This window comes from Candidatus Comchoanobacter bicostacola, from assembly GCF_024172705.1.
GTDB lineage: Bacteria > Pseudomonadota > Gammaproteobacteria > Comchoanobacterales > Comchoanobacteraceae > Comchoanobacter > Comchoanobacter bicostacola.
In genome coordinates, this window is the sequence record NZ_CP092900.1 from 466,590 (window position 1) to 491,210 (window position 24,621).

Consider the following 24,621-nt stretch of genomic DNA (forward strand, 5'->3'; position numbering starts at 1 on the left):
CTGTAGTTAAGGATGATATAACTTCAGTGTAGTTTTTACCTAAGCAATATATTTGCATGACTTGCATAACTAATCTACAATAACATTTATTTATATATTCTTCAAGAAAATTTATTATAGGTTCTATGGTTATGGTATTAAAAGTTATCGTTTTGGATCGTGAAGGTCAGCGGCTTGACAATTATCTTTTCAATATTTACAAGCAAACACCAAAACCTCACATTTATCGTATGGTTAGAAAGGGGCGGATTAAGGTTAATGGAAAGCGATGTAAGGATCATATGTATCATCTTAAAAAAGGTGACGAGTTGATCATGCCTAACCCTAGCTCGGATCCTGAAAAACAACCACCTAATCAAGAGTTGTGTAAAATCATATCTTTGTCAGTTGTAGCTGAGAATGATGATTTTTGGGTTTTGAACAAACCCCCGGGTTTATCTGTTCATCAATCTAATGATGAATTACATGGTGTAGTTGAGGTTATGCGTTATTTATATCCAGATGCACATTTAGTTCATAGGATTGATAGAGGTACGTCTGGTTGTTTGGTTATTGCAAAAACTTATCAAGCGTTAGTGAGTCTCCAGAATATTTGGCGCGATAAGCAAGTAGAGAAGGTGTACTATGCAGTTGTTGAGGGCGTTCCGACCTGGACTCAGAAGTCTATTAGGCATCCACTGAAGCGATTGGTAAAGGGTGCAGCATTGGAAAAAGTTGTTGTATCAGCAAGTGGTCAAGATGCTAAGACTAATTTTATAGTGAAAAAGCGAGGGGTTGGCTGCTCATTATTAATGGCTTCAATTGAAACTGGGCGTACACATCAGATTAGGGTGCATGCGCAGTCGACAGGGTATGCAATTTGTGGAGATAAGCGCTATGGTGGTCCTGAAGCTAAGCGGTATCCACGCATGATGCTTCATGCTTATTCTCTACGTTTTAAGTGGGCTGGTGTTGAACAGTGTTTTAGCACGCCGTTGCCAGATAGTTTTTCGGAGCTTACCTTGGACAGGTAAGCTGAATTTGACAATAATCGAGTCTTAGGTTACGATTGCACCTGTATTTGTAGTTTATTTAAGTGCAAAAGACGGGTACAAGATAGTGCCAATAGGTTTGATACAATAATTAAAATGTAATTCAATTTTAAAACAGGGATAGTTATATGCAAGGAATAAGAGGTAAGGTTGATTATAGTGTAGCAGCATGGTTGATTGTGGCAGTGAGTGCAATTTTTTACTCATATGACGTGTTGCTTCGTGTGGCGCCAAGTGTTATGACATCAGAATTGATGGACCACTATTCAATCAATGCATATGCATTAAGTGGTGTGACAGCAATGTACTTTTATATTTATGCGCCCATGCAGATGCCAGTAGGTTTCTTGATGGATCGTTATGGTCCTAAGCAGTTGCTCACTATGTCGGGTCTTATATGTTCTGTGGGTATTTATCTCTTCTCCATGACAAACGTAGTTTGGGTTGCGATGTTAAGTCGTGTTTTGATTGGTTTTGGTTCTTCGTTTGCATTTGTAGGTGTGTTGAAGCTTGCAAGTTTACTACTTCCTTCCAGTTATTTTGCGTTTGTTTCAGGATCTACGATGGCTTTAGGTATGCTGGGTGCAACGCTAGGTGACCATGTTTTGGCGTATTTCAAGTCCAGCGTGGGGTGGCGTAATGTATGTATTGGTGCTTCAGGTATTGGTTTGGTGTTGACCTTTCTAATGTTGATTAGCATTCCATCGCGATCCCGTATGAGTGAAGGCCTGGATGTGACATCCTCATTTGACCAAATAAGAAGAGATTTGATGAGTGTTGCTAAGTCGCGAATAATATGGATTTATGCATTGGTAGGGTGTTTGACTTATACGCCACTGATCTTGTTCGCAGAGCTATTTGGTATTGATTTTATTCAGGTAAAGTTTGCGTGTACTCATGTTGATGCTGCAAAACTTAACTCGCTTATTTTTATGGGGTGGTTAATTGGTGGGCCGCTCGTATGCATGTTATCTGATTTCTTTAAAAGTAGAAAGCTGCCCTTGTTGGTTGGAACGATAGGTTCGTTGGTGTGTAGTTGGTTGATTATATACGTGAATGTCCCTATAGTATTTTTGCCCTTTTTGCTCTTGCTATTTGGCGTTTTGAATAGTGTTCAAGTCATTGTTTTTCCGGTAGCAAAAGATTTGAGTGCAGCGAGTACAACAGCATCTGCTGTTGCGCTGATGAATATGGTTTGTATGCTTTCAGGAATGATGCAAACCTTGGTAGGGCGTTTGCTAGAGTATACCCATTTTGTTTTGGAACGTAATTCAGGTGTTTCTGCGTTCACCGTTGTAGACTATCAAATATCATATCTTACAATTCCTATCTTTTTGTTTATTGCTGTGTTACTATTAATCAGCGTTAAGGATAGTTACAAAGAAGATGAATTTTAATATATTATTCACATTGTGTAGTGTGTTAATTTTATCAGGATGTTCAGATCGTCAGTTTCAAGCAAATGTTTATGAAAATGATATTTGTCGAGTGATTCATGCAAATCCTGGGTGGGCTGAAAAGTTAAAACAGGTGCAGAAGCGCTATGGAATAGAGCCTAATGTTGTTTTATCTGTAATATCCCATGAGTCGTCATTCAGATCCCATGCAAGGGCTCAGCGATCTTATTTTTGGGGGGTGATTCCATATCGTCGTGAGTCATCGTTTGGGTATGGCCAAGTTAAAGATGAAACCTGGCAATGGTATTTATCTAAAAACCCAGGTTACTTCCGATCTCGTACCAGTTTTCGAGATACTTCAGTGTTCATTGGTTGGTATTATCAACAGTATTTGAAAAAGGCACCTGAAAGCCGTGTTAGTGCATATGATTTTTATATTGCATACCGTAATGGTTTGGGGGGGTATGAGGACGAAAGCGTTATGGATGAGTGGATGATTGGTAAATGCAGCTCCGTACAGGAGCTTTCTGATAGATACCGAACTATGTTGTTAGAGTGTATGTAGTTGTTTACTTATTGATTTGCTGTATTTGAGCTTCTACGACCAATCGTTTGTTATTGCTGTTTAAATCTACTGTTATGCTATCTATCTTCAAAAAGTTATTCAAGACGCCTGTTATTTCATCCTCAATTTTCTGGAGTGTTTGATTTGATAGTAGGCTGTTTGATCCAACGATATTGTTTAGGCGGCTGCGAAGAGCATCTGCAGAGCTTGGTTTTTTACTAAATAGTCTGAACATTACGCCTCTTCTTTGCTTTTAAATCCCAAGACCCTTTGTAACAAAGACTTCTTTATTGAAGGGATGGTAACGCTAACTTTCTCCCCTAGTAGTCTACGTACAGTTTCTGCATAAGCTTTTCCTGCGTCACTTTCTGTGTTGAATATTACAGGCTCTCCTGTGTTTGATGCGTTTAGAACAGATTTAGACTCTGGTATGATGCCAATGAGGTCAATAGCAAGTATCTCTTGTATATCATCATGGGAGATCATGTCTTTAGTTGCAACACGTTGAGCATCATAGCGTGTTATCAGCAAGTGCTCTGTTATTTCCTGGTTTTTCATAGCTCTTAAGGTTTTGCTATTTAATAAACCAAGAACGCGGTCTGAGTCTCGAATTGAGGAGATTTCAGGGTTTGTGACAATGATTGCTTGGCTTGCAAAATGCATTGCAAGCTGTGCACCTTTTTCTATGCCCGCAGGGGAATCGCAAATTATGAAGTCAAATCGTTTGGATAGTTGCTCTAAAATATTGCCTACTCCTTCTAATGACAGTGCATCTTTGTCACGAGTTTGGGATGCTGGCAGTATGTATAAATTATCTGATCGTTTATCTTTGATGAGCGCTTGGTTTAAGTTTGCTTCACCTTGAATTACATTAACAATATCGTAAACAACGCGGCGCTCACAGCCCATGATTAAATCAACATTTCTAAGTCCTACGTCAAAGTCGATGACAACTGTTTTTTTTCCTTTCAATGCAAGACCGCCGGCTATTGCGGCACTACTGGTGGTTTTTCCTACGCCGCCCTTACCTGAGGTAATTACAATTATTTCCGTTGCATTTTTCATGTGTTAGAGCTCCGTGCTTTGCGAGTTTATACTATAGTTTTTCTTGAATCAGTTGTCCATCGTTTAAATAAAATACGTTTGGACCATGGGCCGTAGAAATATCTTCAGCCAGCCAAGTTATTCCAGCAACACTTACAAGTTCTGGGTAGCCTTGGGTGATGTATATTCGTGCGTGTGTGTTTCCATTTGCGCCAGCAATGATTTTTCCATTGGCTTTTCCATAAATATAAATGCTATTTTTAGCAGCGGCTTCTCCGCCATTACTTAAGCTGCCTTGAACGATTAGGTCTCCATTTTTTGCATAGACTTGCTGTCCACTTCTAACTGGTTTGGTAATTATCGTAGACTTTGAATGATCGCTAGATATTCTCTGAGCTAATGAGGTGGGGCTGTGGGGAGTGGTCTCAGATAAAACAGGGATCTTGAGTGATTTGCAGATTTCTAAGTTGAGTTGAGGGTTGAATACGCCGATTAAGTCTAGATTGTTTTGCCTCAGTGTGGCTCTAATTTGTCGAAGCCATGCTGGAGACTCAAGTGTTTTAATGTTGATTAAGTCAAGAGTAGCAGCGATCATTTGAGATCGGTTAGGAAGCTTGCTCAATGCCTCTATAAGGTACTGGCTTTTTACATTATGCGGAGTAATTGATATATAGGGTAGGTTTTTTTCCTGGGTATTTAAAATTGTACCCGAATCTAATTCTATGCTCATATACACCTCCATGATATTCAATCAGCAACCATTCTATTTTATCATATTTCAACTATAGTTAAAGTATATAAAGCTTAAGCCCTGATATTTATTGAATGGGGCCAAGCTTATCAAGGATAAATGAGGGGCTAGGTGACTGCATTATTTAAAAATATAGTGATCCTCTAAGAAAATGCCTCATAAAATGAAAAATACAGACTCTTGTTAATTTATATCAAGGGTATTACGGTGCTCTGGTAAGTCACTTAACTCCAGTTTTTTTTATAAAACGTCTAAAGTTTATACTTGCAAGGAAATGTAGTATATTTAGGGTGTTCGACAAATAACCTTAAAGAAACCTATAAGGCACAACCTCATTTCAAATATCTTTTATTAACGAATCAGGAATGCTTATTCATGGATCTAACCCTGTCATTTGTAGTGCAAGTAGTTGTAAGGTGCTGTAGCACCTATTCTTAATGGGTCATAATAAAATGGATTGTAAATCATTGGGCCTCATGGCCCAATGGTCTAGGTTTTTTTCTAACAAATATGCTTCAATCTATGTATCAGGTAGTTGGGTTTTGTTAACTTAAGACTGTTAAAATACGTTTAAGGTGACCCACTGCCTCGCCTGTGTGCTGATACTGCTCCTTTTAAGGACTTCTGAATAAGCTCTAGAGCATTTACTTCTTGTGTTAATTCAGTCTTTCCTCCAAACATAGAGCTTTTTGATAATGACTTTGATTTCTTCAAAATTGACTTTCGATCTTTTAAACGCTGTTTAACAGATTCAATTGCTGTTTTTCCATTTACTTTAACATGGAGCGCTTGATATACATTAATGTCCCGATTATCATTTGCCCATGCTAATAGTTCTTCAGCATAACCATGCGCTGAATGTTGTATTAATTGATTAAGCATAACTGCGATGTTCTCATGAATGTCGCTTTCATCGGGTAGTACAGTAACCTCATATAGAGCTCGGTCAAATTTATCTATTGAAACTGTACCCTGAGCTGCTAAATTACTTATTAACTTGATTGTATCCCGATCGCCATGTATGAGTGCACGAGTTGCAAGTGCAGCTGTAAAGTCATGGTCTTCCATCTTGTAGTTTTTATATTCATCTGCTTTCATATTTTCTCTCTTATCTTTTATTTTGAGACTATTTGTAGCTATTCTTTTATTTATGTCAGATTTTTTTTAAACTAAAAATAATGTTGTAGTGATCAATTGCTTTATCATGTTGACTATTTGACTTATTTAGAATAGATTGTGTCGAAAAGGAGAGGTGGCTGAGTGGTCGAAAGCGGCGGTCTTGAAAACCGTTGAAGGGCAACCTTCCCAGGGTTCGAATCCCTGTCTCTCCGATTTAAGTTTTCTCAGGGGGAATAGTTTGACTTCAGATTTAATCAAGGTTGTCATCATAGATGATGAAGAGCTAGTAAGGGCTGGTATTGCGGCTATATTATCAACAGTCTCTGGTATTGAAGTTGTAGGACAAGGTAGTTCTGGAGAAGATGCAATCAAAATTTGTAGGCAATTAACCCCAGATGTTGTGCTATTAGATATCAACATGCCAGGAATTGGTGGTTATGGCGCTGTCAGAACAATGGCTAAAATGCACTCTGAGTCTAAGATTTTAGTTTTGACTGCTCATTCAAACGATGTTATGCCTGTTAGGTTATTGCAAGCCGGTGCAAAGGGTTATATCACAAAATCGTCTACGAAAGCTGATATGGTTCGTGCGATTAAAATGATCCACTTAGGTCAGCATTATATTAGCCCAGAGATTGCAAGTAAAATTGCTCTCAATCAAATTGACCGTGGAGGCAAACAGTTATTTGATACTTTGTCTGAGAGAGAAATGCAAGTTTGTATAAAGATAGTCTCAGGGGTGCGGCCGCAAGATATTGCTAATGAGTTTCACTTGAGTGCAAAAACCATTAATAGCTATCGGTACCGGATTTTTGAAAAATTACAAATATCAAGTGATGTGGAATTAACGCATCTTGCAATTAAGCACAAAGTGATTAACTTTGACACTGAAGAGCTCTAATGCGGTTTTCCAAACTGATTCAAGGGTTGGATGAGAAGCCTGGTGTGTATTTTATGCTGGATAAGCAGGGTCGCTTTATTTATATCGGCAAAGCTAAAAATCTAAAAAACAGATTGCGTCAATACTTTTCAATGCAGGCCAAGCAGCCAAAAGTGTATGCTATGCTTAACCAAGTAGCAGATGTTAAAGTATTAATAACCGCTACAGAATCAGAGGCATTGTTGCTTGAAAACCAGATGATTAAAAAGCATCAACCTACGTATAACGTTTTACTTAAGGATGATAAGAGTCATCCATACTTACAGTTATCTCAGCACGATTATCCTTCACTTAAGATGGTAAGGGTTAAAGCAAAGAAAATAACAAAAGGGCGGTTATATGGTCCTTATCCTCATGCAGATCAAGCAAGCAAATTGCTTGATATTACACAAAGAATATGCTTATTAAGGAATTGTTCAGATCAATTTTTTAGCAATAGGACAAGACCCTGTATTCAGTATGAAATTAAGCGTTGTAGCGCACCATGTGTAGGTAAAATTTCAAAAAAAGAATATGCTCAATCTGTCCGTAAGGCCAGTAGTCTCATGTCAGGCAATGGACATAAGATTAGGGCTAACCTTATGGAAGCAATGATGGCTTACTCTAAACAACAGGCTTATGAACGCGCAGCTGCTTGTAGGGATGCTTTAAAATTAGTTGCATCACCCGACAGTAAAAGAGCAACATCTGATCATCGACATATTTTTGTATATGAAGAGTTGGGTGATGTTTTGCATGTGTGTATTGCGCATTTTGTGGGTGCTCAGATAGAAGATTTGCAGCATGATTTAATCGAGATTATGCATAAGTGCTCTCTAGAGGGCTGGGCACAATCTTATGTTTGTCAGTATTATGCATTATACCCAACATATCCTAATTTAGTGATTGTTCAGGATGCAGAGGATGCCACGGTGCTATCTAGTTATCTCCAGGATAAGAAAATCAAAATTAGGTCTGTTAACTCTAGTGATGCACATGATTTAGAGTTGGTTCAACAAAATATGCAGGCATATAGGCAAAACAAAATTGAAGGCTCAGAAGATTGGCATGCGTTCTGGCAACAAATATCGGGGCTGTTCGGTCGTAAATTAACTAAAATAGTATGCTTTGATGTTAGTCATCATCAAGGTGCTAGTACTTATGCTTCATGTGTCGTTGCGACACATATGGGTATGGATAGAAAGCAGTATCGTTTATATAAAGTGGACTCAGGTGGTGATGATTATGAATCTATTAATCAAGCGGTAGTCCGCTGGGCGAAAAAGCAAAGCGGTTTCGATGAAACGGTCGTGGTGATTGATGGGGGGAAGGGGCAAATGAAATCTGCTATGCAGGCATTAGTTGTTTCGGGTCAGCCTCCTGTTTTGACATCAATAGCTAAAGGTGTTGAGCGTAAATGGGGGCGTGAAAAATTTTTTATCGAGCAAGATGGAGCGGTTGTACCTTTTCAATGGCCGCCAAGTATTGTAAGAACGATACTGTATATCAGGGATCAAGCTCATGATCATGCAATTACAGCACATAGAAAGTCAATTAGAAAAGCTGCATTTCGTTCAGTATTAGATGAGGTTTATGGTCTTGGTCCAGCAAAGAAAAAATTATTGTTGGCATACTTTGGGGGTTTGGAAGGGGTTAAGCAAGCAACACTTAAGGATTTGAGGAATGTGCCACAAATTGGCCCAGAACTCGCAAAACGTATTTATGAAACGATCAGATTGTGTTAAGGTGTGAATATGAATACACCAACTAAGATTACATTGCTGCGCTTTATTTTAACGCCAATAGTAATTATAACTTATCTTTATGAATCTAACTCAAACCATTGGGCGAGTGTTTCACTTTTCATCATTGCAAGCCTGAGTGATTGGTTTGATGGTTACGCTGCGCGTAAGTCAAAGCAAGAAACCCAGTTGGGCAGGCTGCTCGATCCCATTGCTGACAAATTTTTAGTGATTAGTGTATTGATGATGCTTGCATTTGTGTTAAATATGTGGGTGTTTCATTTATTGGTATCATTGGTTGTTTTAAGAGATTTGTTGATTACATCACTGCGAGAATGGGCTTCAGAGCATCAGTTTTCAGGAGGTTTAAGCCCAACAATGGTTGCAAAGGCAAAAACAGGTGCGCTGATGGTTTCTATTACATGTCTTATTGCGTATGTTCCTGAAAATACAGCATTGTTAAACCAGACGTTTATTCATTTTGGAATGCTCCTATTCATTTTCGCAACATTATTAAGTTATGTATCATTGGGTCAATATATAAAAATTATCATTCCTGTGTTGACTTCTCACAGAAAAAAGTAATAATAGATACGTGCGGGAATAGCTCAGCTGGTAGAGCACAACCTTGCCAAGGTTGGGGTCGCGAGTTCGAATCTCGTTTCCCGCTCACAAACCCATTGGCTGGGTGGCAGAGTGGTTATGCATCGGCCTGCAAAGCCGCGGACACCGGTTCGATTCCGGTCCTAGCCTAAAAGTTGCCAGCCCAGGTGGCGAAATTGGTAGACGCAAGGGACTTAAAATCCCTCGAAGGTATCTTCGTGCCGGTTCGAGTCCGGCCCTGGGCATTTTTTTAGTGAGAAAGTATGTCTTTGTCATTTTATCTTGCATTAAAGTTATCCATCCTGACTGCTAAAAATCGATTTGTCGTAATGAGTAGTCGTTTAGCATTGGTGGGTATTTCGCTTGCTGTAGCGACCATGATTGTTGTTTCAGGTGTGATGCAAGGATTTGAGCAGGCCTTGCATTCAGCGATGGGTCAGCAAGAAAACGATGTATTTGTTTATACTTATGCAAACACTGATGATCAATATATTTTAGACACTATTCATGAGTTGTCTTATGTGTCGGCAGCTGATCCATTTGTTCAGTGTTATGGATTAATACGTTTTAATAAAATGTTTCACCCTCTTTTATTGAATGCATTCAAATCAAGTGGCTTCTTGAATGAAAAAAAAGGAGTTCGTCTCGATCAAGGGCACGCATACTTATATGAGCAGGGTCAAGATGTAAATATTATCCTTCCCGGGAAGGGGGTGCTACCTAATCGATATCTGATGCAGTTTGAAGGAATTGCTGGATACCGGACTCACATCTCTAATCATATTTGGCAAGCTGAGGCGCCATATGAGTTACTGCTAGAGGAAGATAATAAGCGAACAGGCGTTCATTTTCAGCTAACTCAATTGAGCAGGGCTCAAGATTTACGTGCACATTTAATGGCTTTAGATATAGGTGGTATTCATATTGTGAGTTGGTTTGATCGTTTTCAACCTTTTTTAGAAGCGATTGCTATTCAAAGACGGGTTTTGCTATTATTACTTTCATTAATTGCGGTTGTTTCAAGTTTTAGTCTTCTCTCTGGGTTGATGATGCTTGGGAGTGATAAGGTGAAGCATATTGCAATGTTAAGAACGATGGGTATGAGGAGACATCAAGTTGTTTCTATGTTTTCTATTCAGGCTGCTATAGTGAGCTTAGTGGGTTCTATACTGGGATATGCAATTGGCTATACAGTTTTATGCTATGCATCAAATATTGTGCAGTGGATTGAGTCTTGGATAGATGTGTCTTTAATTAATTTTGAGGTATATGGTGTCAGTGAGTTACCGGTTGTTATCGCGCATTCAACTAATCTAATGATTTGCCTATACGTATTTTTATTCTCAGTATGTGTTGCAATGATACCAGCGTGGATTATTACACGCCATCATCCAGCGGAGGTATTAAGGCATGGATGAGTTAGTTAGGGCAAAGTTATTATCATACCAGGTGGAGGGGGCTTCTCCCATTCTTCGTAATATAAATATACAGGTTTTAAGAAAGGAGCGGGTTGCAATTTATGGTAGATCGGGTGCTGGAAAAACATCGCTCTTACATTGCCTGTCAGGTTTGGCGCTACCATCATCAGGCGAGCTTTCATTATTAGGTAAAAATATTAGCCTGTTTAGTGCGAGTGAGCTTTCTATGTTGCGCAGAGAAACGGTTAGTATCGCATACCAATCGCCTTTTTTTATGCCTGAGTTATCTATTTATGAAAATCTAGTTTTGGCTTTTAAGGTGCGCTCACTGCATATGGATGATCAATACCTAAGTGACTTATTATCAGCTTTTCATTTGTGTGAGATGCATTTAAATCGAATGCCTGGCGTACTCTCAGGTGGTGAAAAAACCCGGTTGAGCTTGATTAGAGCTCTATTAAATAGGCCTAAAATTTTATTTGCTGATGAACCCACTGCTGCTTTGGACCCTGAAAGCAGCTTAGCGGTATATAAAAAACTATTCGCACACTCACAATTAGAGGACTGTGCACTGGTTGTGGTAACGCATGATAAAGATATACTCAGTCAGTTTGATCGCGTATACTGCTTAGATAATGGAATATTAAAGGAAGTAAGATGATGGATGATGGCCCTGCAAGTATTGTGGCATTGGTTACACCACTAAATTATGATCACGAAGTAGATTTATTAGCATTGAAACGTATTTTAGATTTACATGTAGCGTCTGGTACAGAAGGTATTGTTTTATTTGGCTCTACGGGTGAAGGCGTTTTGCTTTCAGCAAAGGATAGGCAAGAGATCTTTAGCTATATCTTCGAGGAATACCATTTGAGCATTCCTGTTTGGGTTGCATGTTCACACCCTTGCGTTTCTAGTGTGTTATCGCTCATTGCTGAAACTAGAGAATTTCCGATAGAGGGCGTAATGGTTGCATGTCCAATGTATATCAAACCGAGTCAATCAGGACTTATTCAATATTTTTCAATGATTGCAGATCAAGCTCATGTGCCTGTCATGCTGTATAATATCCCAAGTCGTACCGGCTGTTCGCTTTTACCTGAAACAGTAATGATATTAGCGCAGCATAATAATATTTCGGGTATAAAAGATGTGGAAATAAGTGAAGAGCGTATGCATGCGTATCATAGTATTGTAAAAGACTTTCACGTTTACTCTGGTGATGACCAACAAGTCATTACATGTCTGCATAATGGGGGGCGGGGCATCATTTCTGTATCTGGAAATATAGTTCCTAAATTATTGAAGCAGTTGTGTGAAAGTAACCAACAAGGCGAACATCACATCGCATATTTAATAGAAAAAAAGCTATCTCCTTTAAATGAGATATTAGCACGGAATAATAACCCATCAGCAATCAAATGGCTAATGGCTGAGCAAGGGTGGCTTGTAAATATATTAAAACCACCCTTGTCTACAATCAGTCTTGATGAGCAAGAGGGCTTGGCTTCAGTGTTTAGTTCTTATGAAGAATATACCTAGTTAACTATACTTCAACCCATTGGTCATAATAAGGTAAATACACGCCGCCGCGGATTTTATACTGTGGGTAGTGAGTTTGTACAATTTGCATATATTCCTGAACCTGTTTTTTGTATAAATCTTGTATTTTCTCATTATTGTGAAAAGTATTTGGGAACTTATAATCTATGACCCAAAATGTTTGGTCTATTAGGATCAGTCGGTCAATAACGACTCTATTTAAACCAATACACCGTCCGTCAAAGCTAATTTCATTATAGGCAGATGGGGCTTGAAGTAACCATTGATTCTTGCTAGCTACAAGGTTTTTGGTTATTTGTAACTTGGCTTGATTTAACTCATTAATTTCATCATGGGAAAAGGCATGATTTTTTAGATGTAACTGCCAGATCATCTCAATGTTTGCATGGGTGTAATACTGCATAAACAAATGCAGCGCGGTTCCTTTATCTGCTTGTGAGTGCACTTTAGACTCTTTGAGTGTTACTGTAGGTGCTGATTGCGCAACTAGTGGGGTTATTGTGCGAGGGTGGTACGGTTTAATATTTGCTTCCGAATGTATTTCTGTGTGATTGGTAATTATGTGGGTATGTTTAGCACTTTCTTTTTTGAGCATCATTGCTAGCCAGCTATTGGTGGGTGCACCTTGCTCAAAGTGGCCTACAATATGCAATGTGTTTTTTGCACGAGTTGCTGCTACATACAATAGTCTAAATGATTCTAATGTGTCTCGTTTTTTATTTAAGGATTTAAAGTACTCACTATTTTGTAGGTTATCTAAAAAGTTGGGTTGTAAAATGGGCCCAAATGCGGACTCAGTGTAAAACAGTGGTGTTGAGGCAGGTGCTTTTCGTTTCTCACAGTGAGGAATGATGACATGATCATATTCTAGGCCTTTTGATTTATGTGAAGTGAGTAATGACAGCTTGCAGTTAGGTTGCGTAATACTCATAAATGATCGGCTAAAATAGTGACCAATACTCATACGATCAAGTGGGTGGTGCTCTGATTGTAGTTGTAGCAAAACATCAAACCACTGTTGAATAGCATGGTGCTGACTGTGATGATAACGTTTGTAACCTTCTAGCAGTGACCAAATCATCCATGCTTGGCTTACTGGTGCTGCTGGGTGTCTTAGTTTTGCATGTGCTATGTATTTTCGTAGTGTTAGGACATGAGGGTGCTTAGCATGATTACTTTGTGCATATAGTTCTTGAGTGCTTAAGCCACAGAGTGGTGAGCGTAGTATGCTAAAGTAAGCAATTGTATCACTGGAATTGGATAGGTAGCCAAGTAGAGCCGTTAAGTCTGATACTGCACTAAGCTGCATGATGGGGTATATATCTATTGCATTAAAGCCAATGTTCTTTTGTTCAAGTAAGGGGATGATTTTAGATAATTGACCACGTGTTTGTCCTAAGATAGCAATTGAGCTATTTGGGTTTTTAAGTTGTAGTGACTGTATGATACTGACAATACGGGATGCTTGTGCAACTGGATCAGGATTGAGCTCTTGTTGGATATAGATGCCATCATCTTCATTACTGCCTTTAGTAGGGATTGCTGGACGATATTTGATTGCTGAAAATAGTGGGTTATCAGACTCTGGGAAGATCTCTTGAAAGTGCTCATTAACTGCTTCTATCATCTTTTGATTGCTTCTAAAATTGCATGTTAAGCTTAATGGTGTGAGCTGAATATGAGCAATTGGTTTTTTCTGTGCAGAGAGGAACAGTCCAACTTCTGCTTGTCTAAATCGATAGATAGACTGCATAGGGTCACCTACAGCAAAAAAAGTATGATGTGCATGTTTATCCCAGGTGCTAATAATACCTTCAGCCAGTTGGTATTGACCATAGGCAGTATCTTGAAACTCGTCCATGAGTATATGTTTAATATTTTTTTTGCAGAATGTCTGAAGCGCAGTGTCGTGTTTAATCGCGTGGATAGCTTGGTGGCTTATTTGTGTGAAGTCTGTTTGTTGGGTACTGGTAAGTAAGTGGATAAGCCTCTGGTTTAAGTCTCGTAGAATAGTTGTGAGATGCTTGAGAAAGTTGACTTCATCTGAGTTGTGCTGTCCTGGTAAAAGGCTGACCGCAGATAGAGCCTCTAATGCTTCGGGTGATGTTTTTAAATATTCAGATAATGTTTCAATCGTTTGTTGGCTTTGTTTTTGTAGATGCTCAATATCCGGGTACGCGCTTATGAATGCTTTTGAGTAGATCCCTTGTTTTTTATTTTGTTTTTTCCGTATTTGTTGGGTTGTTGTGAGTAAGATGTGATGAAGAGATTGGTAGGTATGGAGCGTACTTTCATTTGGGTAGAGGGTGGTCGATTCAAATCGTTGAGTCACATGGTTTATATTAGCAAGGAGTGCTTGAATGTCTGTGCTATAAGTTGAGAAGTAGCGCTCACATTGGTGGGTATAATATGCGATGAGTGCTTGGATCCCCTGTTGACTGGTGCCTTCTATGGAAGAGTCTAGACACGACTGCCATTGGTCTCTGCTACTGAGTAAATCACAGAGCATGGTTTCTAGTCGTTGATATTGACCCTCTAAGGTTTTTAAAAGTATATGTTGAGCTTCACACCAGTTGTCTTGCTGGAAGTATTGATAAACAACTTGACGATACAATAACCCCGGAGAAGCGCTAATTTTACCTGAGATACAGGGTGTGCCTTGATCCAGTAACCATGCTGTAAATGAGTCAATGGTCATGATGTTTAGTTTGTGGGTATTGTTTAAGATATCCCAATTATTTATTTGGCTGTGTTTGAGTGCATTGATAGCAGGTTCTTCTTGAGCTTCAGTTAGACATTGAATAAGTCTGTGTTTCATTTCAGCAGCTGCTTTTTTTGTGAAGGTAATAGCGATTACCTCTTCAGGTTGGTCGCAGTGAATGAGTAAATTTAAAATTCTTCGAGTTAATAAGTAGGTTTTCCCAGACCCTGCAGGCGCACTTACAATTGCTGATGTAAAAGGATCCATAGCTTGTTGTCTAATGGCGTGATCAACGGGTTTCATAGTGCTCATCCTTTAGGTGATAACGACAAAGTGATGCAAAGTCACATGTTTGACATGTCAGTGCGTTTGCAGGTTGCACAGGGTATGCGCCTTGATGATATGCATCAATGATTTTAAGTAAGTCCTGTGTCCACTGTTGCTTCAGTGACTCTGGTGTATGGAGTGGGTATTTGCGTGTTTTGAGTTTTTTACTCAATGTTTCAGCACAGCTAAGATCAAGATCTTGAATTTTGGGTTTTTGAGTGATATTTGCATACGCAACAATGGGAATTATGTCTTGCGTAAGAGAATAAATGGGGAGCTGTGGCTGTGTGAGTTGTGGGTTCAGGGCATCAAGGATCTGTGTGCTGCCTGTTTTATAATCAATCAGTATGGGTTGATTGTTACTGGAGTCAATTCGATCGATTCGAACATTGATGCTGTATTGTGCGCTTAGGTGTATGGTTTTTTTAGATTCTAATGCCTTAATGTTGAAGTCTGGGCGCGATTGATCCGCTTCAATCCATTGTCGAATGCGGTTGTATAGTGTTTCTTTAAGTATATGAGTTAACGCTTCATGGCCTTCAGATAAATGCTTCTGCCAAACGATATTAATCATAGATTGTATACAATTTTTTGATAAGTTTCTGAGATCGGATTGTTGTTTAATGTCTTGGTATAAGTTTTCTAGCACATCATGAACAATATTTCCGTATATGTTTGCTGCAGGTTGTAAGCATTCAGGCTCTAGGGCGCTTAATTTAAGCCTATGCCTAGCAAAGGATTTAAATGGACATTGTTGAAAGTCTTGAAGTTTACTGGCACTTAATGCTTTCACTTCGTTGATGGGTACCTGTTGGTCAGAGTAGTGACTCCATTGAGGTTGTGTTTTCGGTTTAGGATAGGATTGCTCCTCAATACTTCCTAAAATGTTGACGGGGGTATTGCTCGTCCCATCAGAATTGATTTTAAGCGCTGAGGTGATGAGGTGTTTACATAGTTTGGAGAGGCTATTAATTTCACTTTGGGGTTTGGGTAAGCTAGGGAGCCATTTAGGCGGTGTATACTGACCAGCAAGTTCAAGACTGCATCCTATGACCCATAATTCATTATAGATACACCCTTGAACTTGCTTGAGCGTAGGAATTGGGGGTAGGTCAGGTCTATTAACTAGCTGGGTAAGTTGGTGATGCCACCATGAGTAAGGTTGTTTGTGATAAATGAGGCTCAGTGGCGATAGCTGATCTATCATTTGGGAGAGTTCGAGACAAGTATTTGTTATAACAATATCTTCCTCATTAAATCTAATTTCAGCTAACTTTGATAATATATGTGCTTTAAATGTAGCATGTGAAATAGTTTCGGATGGGTTTGTGCTAGGCAGTGGTGTATAGGTTGTTCTAGGAATTATTCGGGTGTCACTGTAGTCAGGATTAATTATTTGCGCTAGTGTGTGATATAATTTGGGGTTAGGTCCAAGGAACTCAGATAGATACTGAAGTAACTGATGGTCGTGGCTTGCTATAGTTGGTGTAGCGCGCCATAATGCATTGGCATACTCTGAGAGGTTGAGGCCAATAACCATCCTATTTTTAGGGTCCTGTTCTTGCCAGTTAAGAGCTGCTTCCACCTCTAAGTCATAGCTATCAAACCCATAATGTTTATGGCTTGATATAATGGATAAATCTTGATGATTAGTAATTGAGCATTGTGCTAAGCGTGCGCTCATAGCCGGACTGTAATGAGACAAGCCAATATGCTGTGTAGGTTTATGCAGACTGTTGAGGGGGTTTATTTCTAGGTGAGGTAGTACGCATGGGTGGTATAGCCCTAAGGTCTTTAATGAAGTATTTAGTTGCAGGTAATGCTGATAAACCCAAGATTCAGTAGTAAGTTGAGGGGTGAAGTTTTGGAGCCAGTCTGGTGATTGGTTAAGGAGCTGTTGTATGTGTTGCGCCAGTTGTGGTGCATGATCTTTATGGCTTTGCTCTGCAAGTAATGCGTGAATAACTGCTGGTGGTGTAGCGCACTCAGGTACTGTTTGTGTGATTTGTGACAGCCAGTCATCAAGCATTGTGAACTGTTTATTTTTGGGAACAAAGGGGATGACTGAGTCACGAGCAATAAGGATCATAAGCATTGTTCTTTTGTGTTTTTAAATATAGCTAATTTGCTTAAGATAGGCAACGGTAATGATTAAAGAGTTATCGGTTCGATGCCAGGGTTTGAGGTTAGCTATGATTTATGTCATGATAGCATTGTAATAATGGTTTGAACTCTATGGAAAAAAGTCAGCTTAAGATCAACGGCGGTCGTTATCATAATCGTAAAATAACTTGTTATGTTTCTGATGAGATGAGACCAACGGGCGTTAGGGTAAGGACAGTCTTATTTGACTGGATTAGAGATATACTTCCAGGTGCGCATTGCCTCGATCTCTTTTCAGGATCGGGTATTTTAGCATTCACAGCCCTATCTTGGGGAGCGAGTAGCGCTCACTGTATCGACCTAGACGCATCTAACTGTCAGATGATTGCTTCTGAGGCTAAAAGAATAGGTGCTGAGCATTTAAAAACAGAGTGTCTCAAGCTGCCTGCACCGATTATGGGTGATTATGACGTTTGTTTTATTGACCCGCCATTTTCTGATGAGGGCTTGTGCCTGGAGTTGCTCAATTTATGCTGCAGCAGCTTCTCGAATAAAACCTTTATTTATTTTGAGTGGAAGTCAGTGATCACAGATAATCGTTTTCAGGTGATTAAACATAAAAAAGTATCTAATGTGTATATGCACCTACTGCGTGTTATTTAAGCCTGTGAAAGATCTAAACAGAATTGTGTAATAAATACAGCCAGTGTGTTCGGTTAGATTCAGGGACATTTAACTCGATAATCTTAGCCTTCTCAGTACCCGGACAATTTTTACTTACATAGAGTATGTACGCTTTGGGATTTAAGTGTTGTGTTAAGTTAATGATTGTTTTGGGGTCAGCAACGGCTCTAGCGGTGACTGCATCAATATTTGGAATAGGAAGCTGCTCAATTCGCTCATGATAAACTGTTACATTGTTTAGACCAAGATCAAGTATTAAAGCTCTAAGGTAGGCTATTTTTTTACCATTTGAATCAACGAGGTGAAATGACTTATTTGGATGCATAATAGCAAGTGGAACTCCTGGAAAACCAGCTCCGGTACCCACATCAAGTATCGTATTTGATTGTTCAAAATAGTGACTAGCAGAAAGTGCATCTAATATGTGATAAATTTCTTGGTCGCGTTTCTCTGTCAGCCTGGTTAAGTTATGCTTTTTATTCCAGGTTCCTAGGAACGCTAGCATCTGATCGAGTTGATTGATTTGTTGATCACGACACTTTATTCCTAATAATTGTATGTTCTCTTTAAGAAAATGATTCATAAAATTCCACTTAAAATTTAGTTAACTTCAGTTCAGTATAGTATAAATGCACTAATAACTATAGTGTGACGGTTAAAAGCTAGCTGATAGGCCAGTTATCTATCTTTATGAATAGTTGATAGGAATTGATTTAGACTTAATGTAGTATTGGATTTCTTGAAGTGCAATTGGGTGGATTAAAGGCATATTGCGTTTCAAGGCGCATGACTTTTAGGGCTTCGTATGATCAGATGAAAGAAAGAAGAGATGATCCTAAGTTTATAGATGCATGTAAAACGCTGGAGGCATATTCCGAGCGTAAGTCTATTTCTAGCAATAGAGACGCTGTTCAGTGTGATCATAATGAGACGGTATCTCCTAGTCCTGAGGGCCCACGGAGCAGATTTTTTTGCTCATTACAATCTCCGCCATGCTTTGGCTATGAGGGGGTGCGCTAGAAGTGCATGATATTTAGTCTAATATTTTGGCATAGCGTAATTGGTTGTTATATTCAGTTAGTGTCAGTGTATGGTGCTTATGGTAGACAATTTAGATTGAGTAAGTTAAGCTTTCTGTAGGTTTCAGGGAGCTAATAACTATGAGCGTTTTAAATCTTTTAAGACATTCAGCTAATACGACTAAGACTGGTACGAGCAAGGCTGGCAATAAGTCAGAAAAGGCTCATAAAAATATAAGTCATCAGATTAAACATCTTGAACAATTACTTGAGAGCATTAGAAGCAGGGCAAAGACCGTAAAAGGTTTAATGGCAGGGATCTTACTGTTAGGCTTTGGGTTGGGTCCTTTAATCATCGTTATTCTCCTCTCTATTATCCAAAGTGTTTGGTGGGTACTATTTGCTGGGTGTATTACCCTTTCACTTTCTGCATTCTGCTACTATTGGGTTGAACGGCATTTGAATGCAAAGTGTAAAAAGTTCACTCAAAATATTGGCGTCCTTTATCCAGGTAAGCTACCGTTTGATTGTTTGGTCAAGGTACAACACCAGTCTGAAGAATTCAAAAAGATAATAGCCAGGGATGTATTAGGGTGTTCTGTCTTTTTTTCGTCAAAGTATAAGAGATACGCTAGACAATGTGATCAGTTCAGCTTTAATTCTGATGAGAAAGTTCTCGATCATGAAGAGATTGCGTTTATAAAAACATTAAATGAAAAAACAACAAGTCAATCATTCAGAGATACAGTTGATAGTAAGACGCTGTCTATAATTCAGGGGTTAATGCCTAAAAGTTCTATCATTACAAAGCGCGAAGGATGGCTGTCATTGATTGCTTTTGCAACGGGTGCAACGACTATAACTAAGAGTTATTTGCAGCAATTTCAACTCTCATTGGATGACGTTTTAACAAAAAGTCATATTAGGTCCTGGATCAGTTTTCAACAGGAATTTAATTTGCTTAGGCTTTCTTGGTTGAATTACCAAGTCCCTAAATATGATCAATTATTGAAAAATTATCTGAGTACACTCCGCTTTAGTAAGGAAGGCAAGTTGGTAGACTATAAAACTATTCTCAGAGCAGTAGATAATTTTTTATTGGATCGCTGCACAATTCGTAAAGCTTTTGAGTGCGTGATAAGTTATTCTCAAAAGGCTCATGAGGAACTTTACTTTACTTTAAGGGAAAACTTTGTCAAATATGGATTTGTTAAAAGGGGGCCTTAGAAGAGAGAGAAGTTTTAGAATTTTGTACAGAGAAGAGGTTGTTGTACAAGCCTAAATTTGATGAGTTAAAAAATGCAAAACTTAGTACACAAACGGCTGACTCAGAGCATTCTTTTATAGGGGCATATCAACACCTAGAGGAATATTCCAAGCGGCAAGCTATATCTGATAATAGAAAAGACTTTATACGTTCAAGCTTTAATGTGCGTAGTATTCATGATCTATTAAATAGTTTGCCTGAGCCTGGCTTTCAGGACTTTAATAGGGGAGGGGTAGGACTATAGGCATGTTTTTTAGACGTTTCATAGGGTGTGAGGCTATAGACTAAACTTAGTGGTATTTCTTTTATGACTTTTTTTATTGCGTATCGCCATATTGAGTGCTTTTAAATCGCCAATAATAATGACCAACTTTTTACCCCTCGTGACAGCAGTATAAATTAGATTTCGCTCGAGTAGGGTAAAGTGTTGCATTGCAAGAGGGATGATAACTGCAGGATATTCAGACCCCTGTGATTTATGAATGCTGATGGCATAGGCAAGTTGAATTTCATCAAGTTCAGAGAATAAGTAGCAAACGTATGAATCATTGAAATTAATAGTAACTTCTTTTCGATTAGAGTCTATTTCTACAACAAAGCCTATGTCGCCATTAAAGACATCTTTATCATAATTGTTACGTGTTTGTATGATTTTGTCTCCAACCCTGAATTTAAAAGATGTTTTATTGTGTTGCGGGTTTAAGATATCTTGAAGTAGCTCATTTAGTTTGCCAGTGCCAAGGTCTCCTTTGTGCATGGGGCTTAAAATCTGTACATCAGACATGGGGTTAAGTGAAAAACGTTTTGGTATCCTCTGCGTGACTAGCGTATGTATTCGTTGGTGGAGCGTGTCCGGGCAAGTCTCACTGATAAAATAAAAGTCAGATAATTGGTCGAGTTGATTGGGCAGGAGGGTCTTTCCTTGATTAATTCGGTGTGCATTTTGAATAATCATTGAATCTTGCCCTTGCCGATAGATCTCGGTGAGATAAGCTGTTTTGTCAGGATTAAGTTGAATCATATCATTTAAAAAAGCACCGGGTCCAACTGAGGGCAGCTGATCGATGTCGCCTACTAATACAACATTGGCATAATCAGGTATTGCTGCAAATAAGCTGCGTGCTAGAAATACGTCAATCATTGAGCACTCATCAATAAGAATAATGTCTGCTTGCAGCGGACTATTGTCATTATGCTTGAATTTTTTCGTTGCAGGGTCAATTTTAAGCAGTCTATGAATTGTTTTGGCTGAGTGGTTGGTACAGCTTGAGAGTTTTTTCGCAGCTCTGCCTGTAGGTGCACACAACAAAATGCGTAATTTAGCTTCTTTAGCAAGTTGTAATATAGCTTGAGTGATGGTGGTTTTCCCGACACCTGGCCCACCGGTTATAATCCCTATTTTTTGACTAAGCGTATTTTGAATGGCTGATTGCTGTGATTGAGAGAGTTGGTGTCCTGAGCATGATAAATCAGATAAGCTATATCTTTGTATTGAAAGCGGCCATGCATTTTCACCTTGATTGAGTCTTTGAATAGATTGAATTAACTCTTGCTCAGCCTGGTAGATCTTTTTTAGATAAAGTTTTTGTTGCTCATGTACAAACAGGTTGTCATCTTTAATGATCGCTTCAAGTTCTGGGGTTGAAATGACGACTTCAATGTGTTGTTCAACTTTTTTAGGGACATCGGCAAAGGGTAGGTAGCAGTGCCCCTGCTGTGATGCTGAGTCTAAAATAAAGTGTATGCATGCGAGTATCCGACATGGTGCATCTTGGGCAATACCTGTTTTACAGGCAATTTGATCAGCAAGCTTAAAGCCTATTCCATGGATATCTTGTGATAAGCGGTAAGGGTCTGATTGTAAAACGGACATTGTGTCCATTTGGTAGGTTTGAAAGATTTTATTTGCTCGTTTAGGGCCGATTCCAAAGCCTTGTAAAAACATCAATACCTCGTGGCTTGCACGGTGCATTTGCCAGTGGCTTAATAAGGTTTCAATTCTTTTTTTTCCAACCCCTTTGATTTCATAAAGAGATGCAGGGTCTTTATCCAGTACTTCAAATAATTGAGTGCCAGCAAAGTCGATTAGTTTTTTAGCAAATCCTTCACCGATGCCTGGGATCACTCCTGAAGATAAATATTGCAACATGCTGTGTTTGTCTTTAGGAATGATAGGAATGATAATGCTGCTATCAAGTTGCTTTCCGTATTTGGGGTTATTATTCCATGTGCCTGTTATGCGTAAGTTTTGTTTTTCTTTAATCAGTGGTGACGAGCCGGTGCATGTTATCGTAATGCCTTGATCAGTATTGATTTTGAAAATGGTATATCCATTCTCTTCGTTGTGATATATAACGCGTTCACAGATGCCAGATATTGTTGCTTCAGTCATTTAATTCTCCGTCTGAGATAGAATACATGCTCATTTAAGTGAAGTCTATCTCAATGGTATAATGTTGGACATTGAGTTTATATTTTGTCACATTAATAGTTATATACAGAAAAGGAAGTACGGTGATTGGATTATTTAGGCATGGTAAAGCGCATACAGATGGAGATGAGTTTAAAAGACCATTAACAGATGAGGGGATACAGTGGCTTAAAGCGGTGCGGGGACGATATAATACTCAGTGGGATTGTTTATTAACATCGACAGCAGAGCGTACACAGCAAACAGGGATGATCCTTTCTGATCAGGTTCCCGTTGTATTAGATAAACTCTATGTTAATGGGTCTCCTAATAAGAAAGACTTGAACGAGTTGATGGAGGATCTAACGCCTTATCTCAGTCAGCATAAAAATGTAATGATTGTAACCCATCATCCGATGATGCAGCCACTGCTTCAAAGGCTAACTGATCTTCCGCTTAAAGAAGTAGATTTTAAAGCAGGTACAGGTGTCCTTATTAACTCAGATGATTTAGAGTATGTTCTAAAAGATTAGTTACAACCCTCTTTCTACAGGCTGTTAGTCATTGTAATCGCTAGATGATTATGTCCTAGATGATTATGTGTTTGGTTAAAAGGGTGTTCAGTTTCAGTGGCTTGTGGGTCTTGTAGTTCAGTGCTGGCTTTAGGTTTTCTACTCAACCACTTTCCTTTGATGAGCATGAGTAAGGAAAGTAAAATCATTCCTGGCATAATGTATTGCCAGTACATTCTTTTTAAAAGCCCAACTACTAAACCAGCTCCTGATGTAACTAAGATACTTAATACGAGCCATATTTTTGAACGTTTAAACGGCTTTTTAATAACAGTTTCTTCTGGAGCTAGTGCGGAAGATTCTTGTAGTGGACCCGGGCGCCTAAGCTCGAGTCTTGTAATTGCTCTTTCAGTCTGTTGGCTTGAAAGCGCTTCAACAGGAATGCTGCTGTAAGCGAAGGGGGGATTGATCGTTAATAGTCCTGGGTGTGAGGATATGATCATGTACCCACGCTTCATAGAGTTGGGTTCACTGCTGTTTAGGACTTGTACTGTAAGGTTAGCATAGTCCTCTGATCGTTGTATATGGTGTTCTTCAAGAACGGGTATGACCGTAGGATTTTCTTTGGTAATGGCTATGTGGGGCCATATAAAATCTTGTGTGTTAAGGCCAGGAATTAAGCTGTTCAGCACAGCGTAATAGCTTTCAGTATGTCGGTCATGAATAATACACTCTATTTCTGAAGCCCAAGTTGCGCCGGTTAACTCCTCTTTAATACTTTTAAAGTCATTTCCAAGTTTGTGGTAAAACTTTCTATTGCTCGTGTAGGATAGATAAACATCATCAGTGGTTTTAGGTTGGTTTACAAATAGCGTAATACCTTCGACAGGGACTGACTCAGCTGTTTTATGATCTGTGAAATGCCAGTTTTTACTTTTAAAGCGATTAAACCTCCAGGTTTTAATGGATGTAGTTTGTTCGCATTTATCAACTTTGCCTAGATACGTTGTGAGACTTTGTTCTATATTTTCTGTGCTTGGTATTTCTTGTAGCGGAGGATTGCCAATCATAAGTTGTATATAGGGTTGAATGATTGGGGGGACAGGTTCATCTATTGCTGCATCACTCGTGTACCGACTATCTATAATAGCCCGTGTTATCCTATTGTGTGTGTACTCAATATATAGAGGGTTTTTGTCTTGATCTTTAAAGTATTGAACAACATCAAACTCATCAATTTCAATTGGGGCATCAAAGCTCAGTCGAGTAGACTGGTTCTCACTATATTGGTAAAAAGCGTCTATCTTGATGTGTCCGTTGCTGCTCGAATAGCTACGTTGATCTAAAAAAGAATGTGCTTTTAGCGGCTCAATATGTTTGAACTCAAAGGGTATCAGATTAATTGGAGTTAATTTATCTGTGCGTGATCCTGGCATACTTGTTCAT

Annotated in this window: 23 protein-coding genes and 4 tRNA genes; 18 read left to right on the forward strand and 9 right to left on the reverse strand. The window is 39.0% G+C overall.

Annotated features, from left to right (window positions below; genetic code table 11):
- Positions 1-131: 131 nt before the first annotated feature.
- From MMH89_RS02230 to MMH89_RS02240, 3 genes are all read left to right on the forward strand, one after another.
- On the forward strand, positions 132-1,013 hold the full coding sequence (locus MMH89_RS02230) for an RluA family pseudouridine synthase (protein ID WP_258568752.1): 882 nt from the start codon (positions 132-134) through the stop codon (positions 1,011-1,013).
- 146 nt (positions 1,014-1,159) lie between these two features.
- Positions 1,160-2,428, forward strand: a complete 1,269-nt coding sequence (locus MMH89_RS02235) for an MFS transporter (protein WP_258568753.1) — start codon at positions 1,160-1,162, stop codon at positions 2,426-2,428.
- On the forward strand, positions 2,418-2,993 hold the full coding sequence (locus MMH89_RS02240; RefSeq protein ID WP_258568754.1) for a transglycosylase SLT domain-containing protein: 576 nt from the start codon (positions 2,418-2,420) through the stop codon (positions 2,991-2,993). The genes MMH89_RS02235 and MMH89_RS02240 overlap by 11 nt, the downstream gene beginning before the upstream one ends.
- Positions 2,994-2,997: 4 nt before the next feature.
- Here MMH89_RS02240 and MMH89_RS02245 read toward each other — a convergent pair whose 3' ends face one another.
- From MMH89_RS02245 to MMH89_RS02260, 4 genes are all read right to left on the reverse strand, one after another.
- Positions 2,998-3,228 carry a hypothetical protein gene (locus MMH89_RS02245; RefSeq protein WP_258568755.1) on the reverse strand — a complete coding sequence of 77 codons (231 nt, stop codon included), beginning with the start codon at positions 3,226-3,228 and terminating at the stop codon, positions 2,998-3,000.
- Positions 3,228-4,058, reverse strand: a complete 831-nt coding sequence (gene minD, locus MMH89_RS02250) for a septum site-determining protein MinD (protein ID WP_258568756.1) — start codon at positions 4,056-4,058, stop codon at positions 3,228-3,230. The genes MMH89_RS02245 and minD overlap by 1 nt, the downstream gene beginning before the upstream one ends.
- A gap of 31 nt (positions 4,059-4,089) precedes the next feature.
- Positions 4,090-4,767, reverse strand: a complete 678-nt coding sequence (gene minC, locus MMH89_RS02255; RefSeq protein WP_258568757.1) for a septum site-determining protein MinC — start codon at positions 4,765-4,767, stop codon at positions 4,090-4,092.
- 591 nt (positions 4,768-5,358) lie between these two features.
- Positions 5,359-5,886 carry a hypothetical protein gene (locus MMH89_RS02260; RefSeq protein WP_258568758.1) on the reverse strand — a complete coding sequence of 176 codons (528 nt, stop codon included), beginning with the start codon at positions 5,884-5,886 and terminating at the stop codon, positions 5,359-5,361.
- A gap of 148 nt (positions 5,887-6,034) precedes the next feature.
- Here MMH89_RS02260 and MMH89_RS02265 point away from each other — a divergent pair.
- The 10 genes from MMH89_RS02265 to dapA all read left to right on the forward strand — a co-directional run bounded on the left by MMH89_RS02265 (position 6,035) and on the right by dapA (position 12,131).
- Positions 6,035-6,119 (forward strand) — tRNA-Ser (locus MMH89_RS02265).
- Between the two features lie 26 nt (positions 6,120-6,145).
- On the forward strand, positions 6,146-6,808 hold the full coding sequence (locus MMH89_RS02270) for a response regulator (protein ID WP_258568759.1): 663 nt from the start codon (positions 6,146-6,148) through the stop codon (positions 6,806-6,808).
- On the forward strand, positions 6,808-8,571 hold the full coding sequence (gene uvrC / locus MMH89_RS02275; RefSeq protein WP_258568760.1) for an excinuclease ABC subunit UvrC: 1,764 nt from the start codon (positions 6,808-6,810) through the stop codon (positions 8,569-8,571). Before MMH89_RS02270 ends, uvrC begins: the two co-directional genes overlap by 1 nt.
- 9 nt (positions 8,572-8,580) lie before the next feature.
- Positions 8,581-9,153 (forward strand): CDP-diacylglycerol--glycerol-3-phosphate 3-phosphatidyltransferase, encoded by a 573-nt coding sequence (pgsA, locus tag MMH89_RS02280; RefSeq protein WP_258568761.1) that lies wholly within the window; start codon positions 8,581-8,583, stop codon positions 9,151-9,153.
- A 12-nt stretch (positions 9,154-9,165) separates the two neighbouring features.
- Positions 9,166-9,238: transfer RNA gene (locus tag MMH89_RS02285), tRNA-Gly, on the forward strand.
- Positions 9,239-9,250: 12 nt separating this feature from the next.
- A tRNA-Cys gene (locus tag MMH89_RS02290) sits at positions 9,251-9,321 on the forward strand.
- A gap of 11 nt (positions 9,322-9,332) precedes the next feature.
- Positions 9,333-9,416: transfer RNA gene (locus MMH89_RS02295), tRNA-Leu, on the forward strand.
- Positions 9,417-9,434: 18 nt separating this feature from the next.
- Positions 9,435-10,589 (forward strand): ABC transporter permease, encoded by a 1,155-nt coding sequence (locus tag MMH89_RS02300; protein WP_258568762.1) that lies wholly within the window; start codon positions 9,435-9,437, stop codon positions 10,587-10,589.
- A complete protein-coding gene (locus tag MMH89_RS02305) occupies positions 10,582-11,250 on the forward strand; it encodes an ABC transporter ATP-binding protein (RefSeq protein WP_258568763.1) in 669 nt (222 codons plus the stop codon). Before MMH89_RS02300 ends, MMH89_RS02305 begins: the two co-directional genes overlap by 8 nt.
- Positions 11,247-12,131, forward strand: coding sequence for a 4-hydroxy-tetrahydrodipicolinate synthase (dapA, locus tag MMH89_RS02310; RefSeq protein ID WP_258568764.1), 885 nt, complete (start codon positions 11,247-11,249; stop codon positions 12,129-12,131). Before MMH89_RS02305 ends, dapA begins: the two co-directional genes overlap by 4 nt.
- 4 nt (positions 12,132-12,135) lie before the next feature.
- On the opposite strand, the gene MMH89_RS02315 is transcribed toward dapA, so the two are convergent.
- Both MMH89_RS02315 and MMH89_RS02320 read right to left on the reverse strand, forming a co-directional pair.
- Positions 12,136-15,156, reverse strand: coding sequence for a UvrD-helicase domain-containing protein (locus MMH89_RS02315; protein ID WP_258568765.1), 3,021 nt, complete (start codon positions 15,154-15,156; stop codon positions 12,136-12,138).
- Positions 15,143-17,275 carry a PD-(D/E)XK nuclease family protein gene (locus tag MMH89_RS02320; RefSeq protein ID WP_258568766.1) on the reverse strand — a complete coding sequence of 711 codons (2,133 nt, stop codon included), beginning with the start codon at positions 17,273-17,275 and terminating at the stop codon, positions 15,143-15,145. The genes MMH89_RS02315 and MMH89_RS02320 overlap by 14 nt, the downstream gene beginning before the upstream one ends.
- A 140-nt stretch (positions 17,276-17,415) precedes the next feature.
- Between MMH89_RS02320 and MMH89_RS02325 the strand changes: the two genes are divergently transcribed.
- Positions 17,416-17,946, forward strand: a complete 531-nt coding sequence (locus MMH89_RS02325) for an RsmD family RNA methyltransferase (RefSeq protein WP_258568767.1) — start codon at positions 17,416-17,418, stop codon at positions 17,944-17,946.
- Positions 17,947-17,959: 13 nt separating this feature from the next.
- On the opposite strand, the gene rsmG is transcribed toward MMH89_RS02325, so the two are convergent.
- Positions 17,960-18,550, reverse strand: coding sequence for a 16S rRNA (guanine(527)-N(7))-methyltransferase RsmG (gene rsmG, locus MMH89_RS02330; protein ID WP_258568768.1), 591 nt, complete (start codon positions 18,548-18,550; stop codon positions 17,960-17,962).
- 230 nt (positions 18,551-18,780) lie between these two features.
- Between rsmG and MMH89_RS02335 the strand changes: the two genes are divergently transcribed.
- The 3 genes from MMH89_RS02335 (at position 18,781) to MMH89_RS02345 (ending at position 20,497) form a co-directional block, all read left to right on the forward strand.
- The gene (locus MMH89_RS02335) at positions 18,781-18,987 is read left to right on the forward strand and encodes a hypothetical protein (RefSeq protein WP_258568769.1); all 207 of its coding nucleotides are present in this window, start codon (positions 18,781-18,783) and stop codon (positions 18,985-18,987) included.
- A 140-nt stretch (positions 18,988-19,127) separates the two neighbouring features.
- Positions 19,128-20,213: a hypothetical protein gene (locus MMH89_RS02340; protein WP_258568770.1), complete on the forward strand. Its 1,086-nt coding sequence runs from the start codon at positions 19,128-19,130 to the stop codon at positions 20,211-20,213.
- A 41-nt stretch (positions 20,214-20,254) separates the two neighbouring features.
- Entirely contained in the window at positions 20,255-20,497 is a 243-nt protein-coding gene (locus MMH89_RS02345; protein ID WP_258568771.1) for a hypothetical protein, read from the forward strand.
- Positions 20,498-20,530: 33 nt separating this feature from the next.
- Here the strand turns inward: MMH89_RS02345 and recD2 are convergent, their stop codons facing one another.
- Positions 20,531-22,645, reverse strand: coding sequence for an SF1B family DNA helicase RecD2 (gene recD2 / locus MMH89_RS02350; protein WP_258568772.1), 2,115 nt, complete (start codon positions 22,643-22,645; stop codon positions 20,531-20,533).
- Positions 22,646-22,767: 122 nt separating this feature from the next.
- On the opposite strand from recD2, the gene MMH89_RS02355 reads away from it, so the two are divergent.
- On the forward strand, positions 22,768-23,196 hold the full coding sequence (locus MMH89_RS02355) for a SixA phosphatase family protein (protein WP_258568773.1): 429 nt from the start codon (positions 22,768-22,770) through the stop codon (positions 23,194-23,196).
- A 14-nt stretch (positions 23,197-23,210) separates the two neighbouring features.
- On the opposite strand, the gene MMH89_RS02360 is transcribed toward MMH89_RS02355, so the two are convergent.
- On the reverse strand, positions 23,211-24,611 hold the full coding sequence (locus MMH89_RS02360; protein ID WP_258568774.1) for a hypothetical protein: 1,401 nt from the start codon (positions 24,609-24,611) through the stop codon (positions 23,211-23,213).
- Positions 24,612-24,621 lie beyond the last annotated feature (10 nt).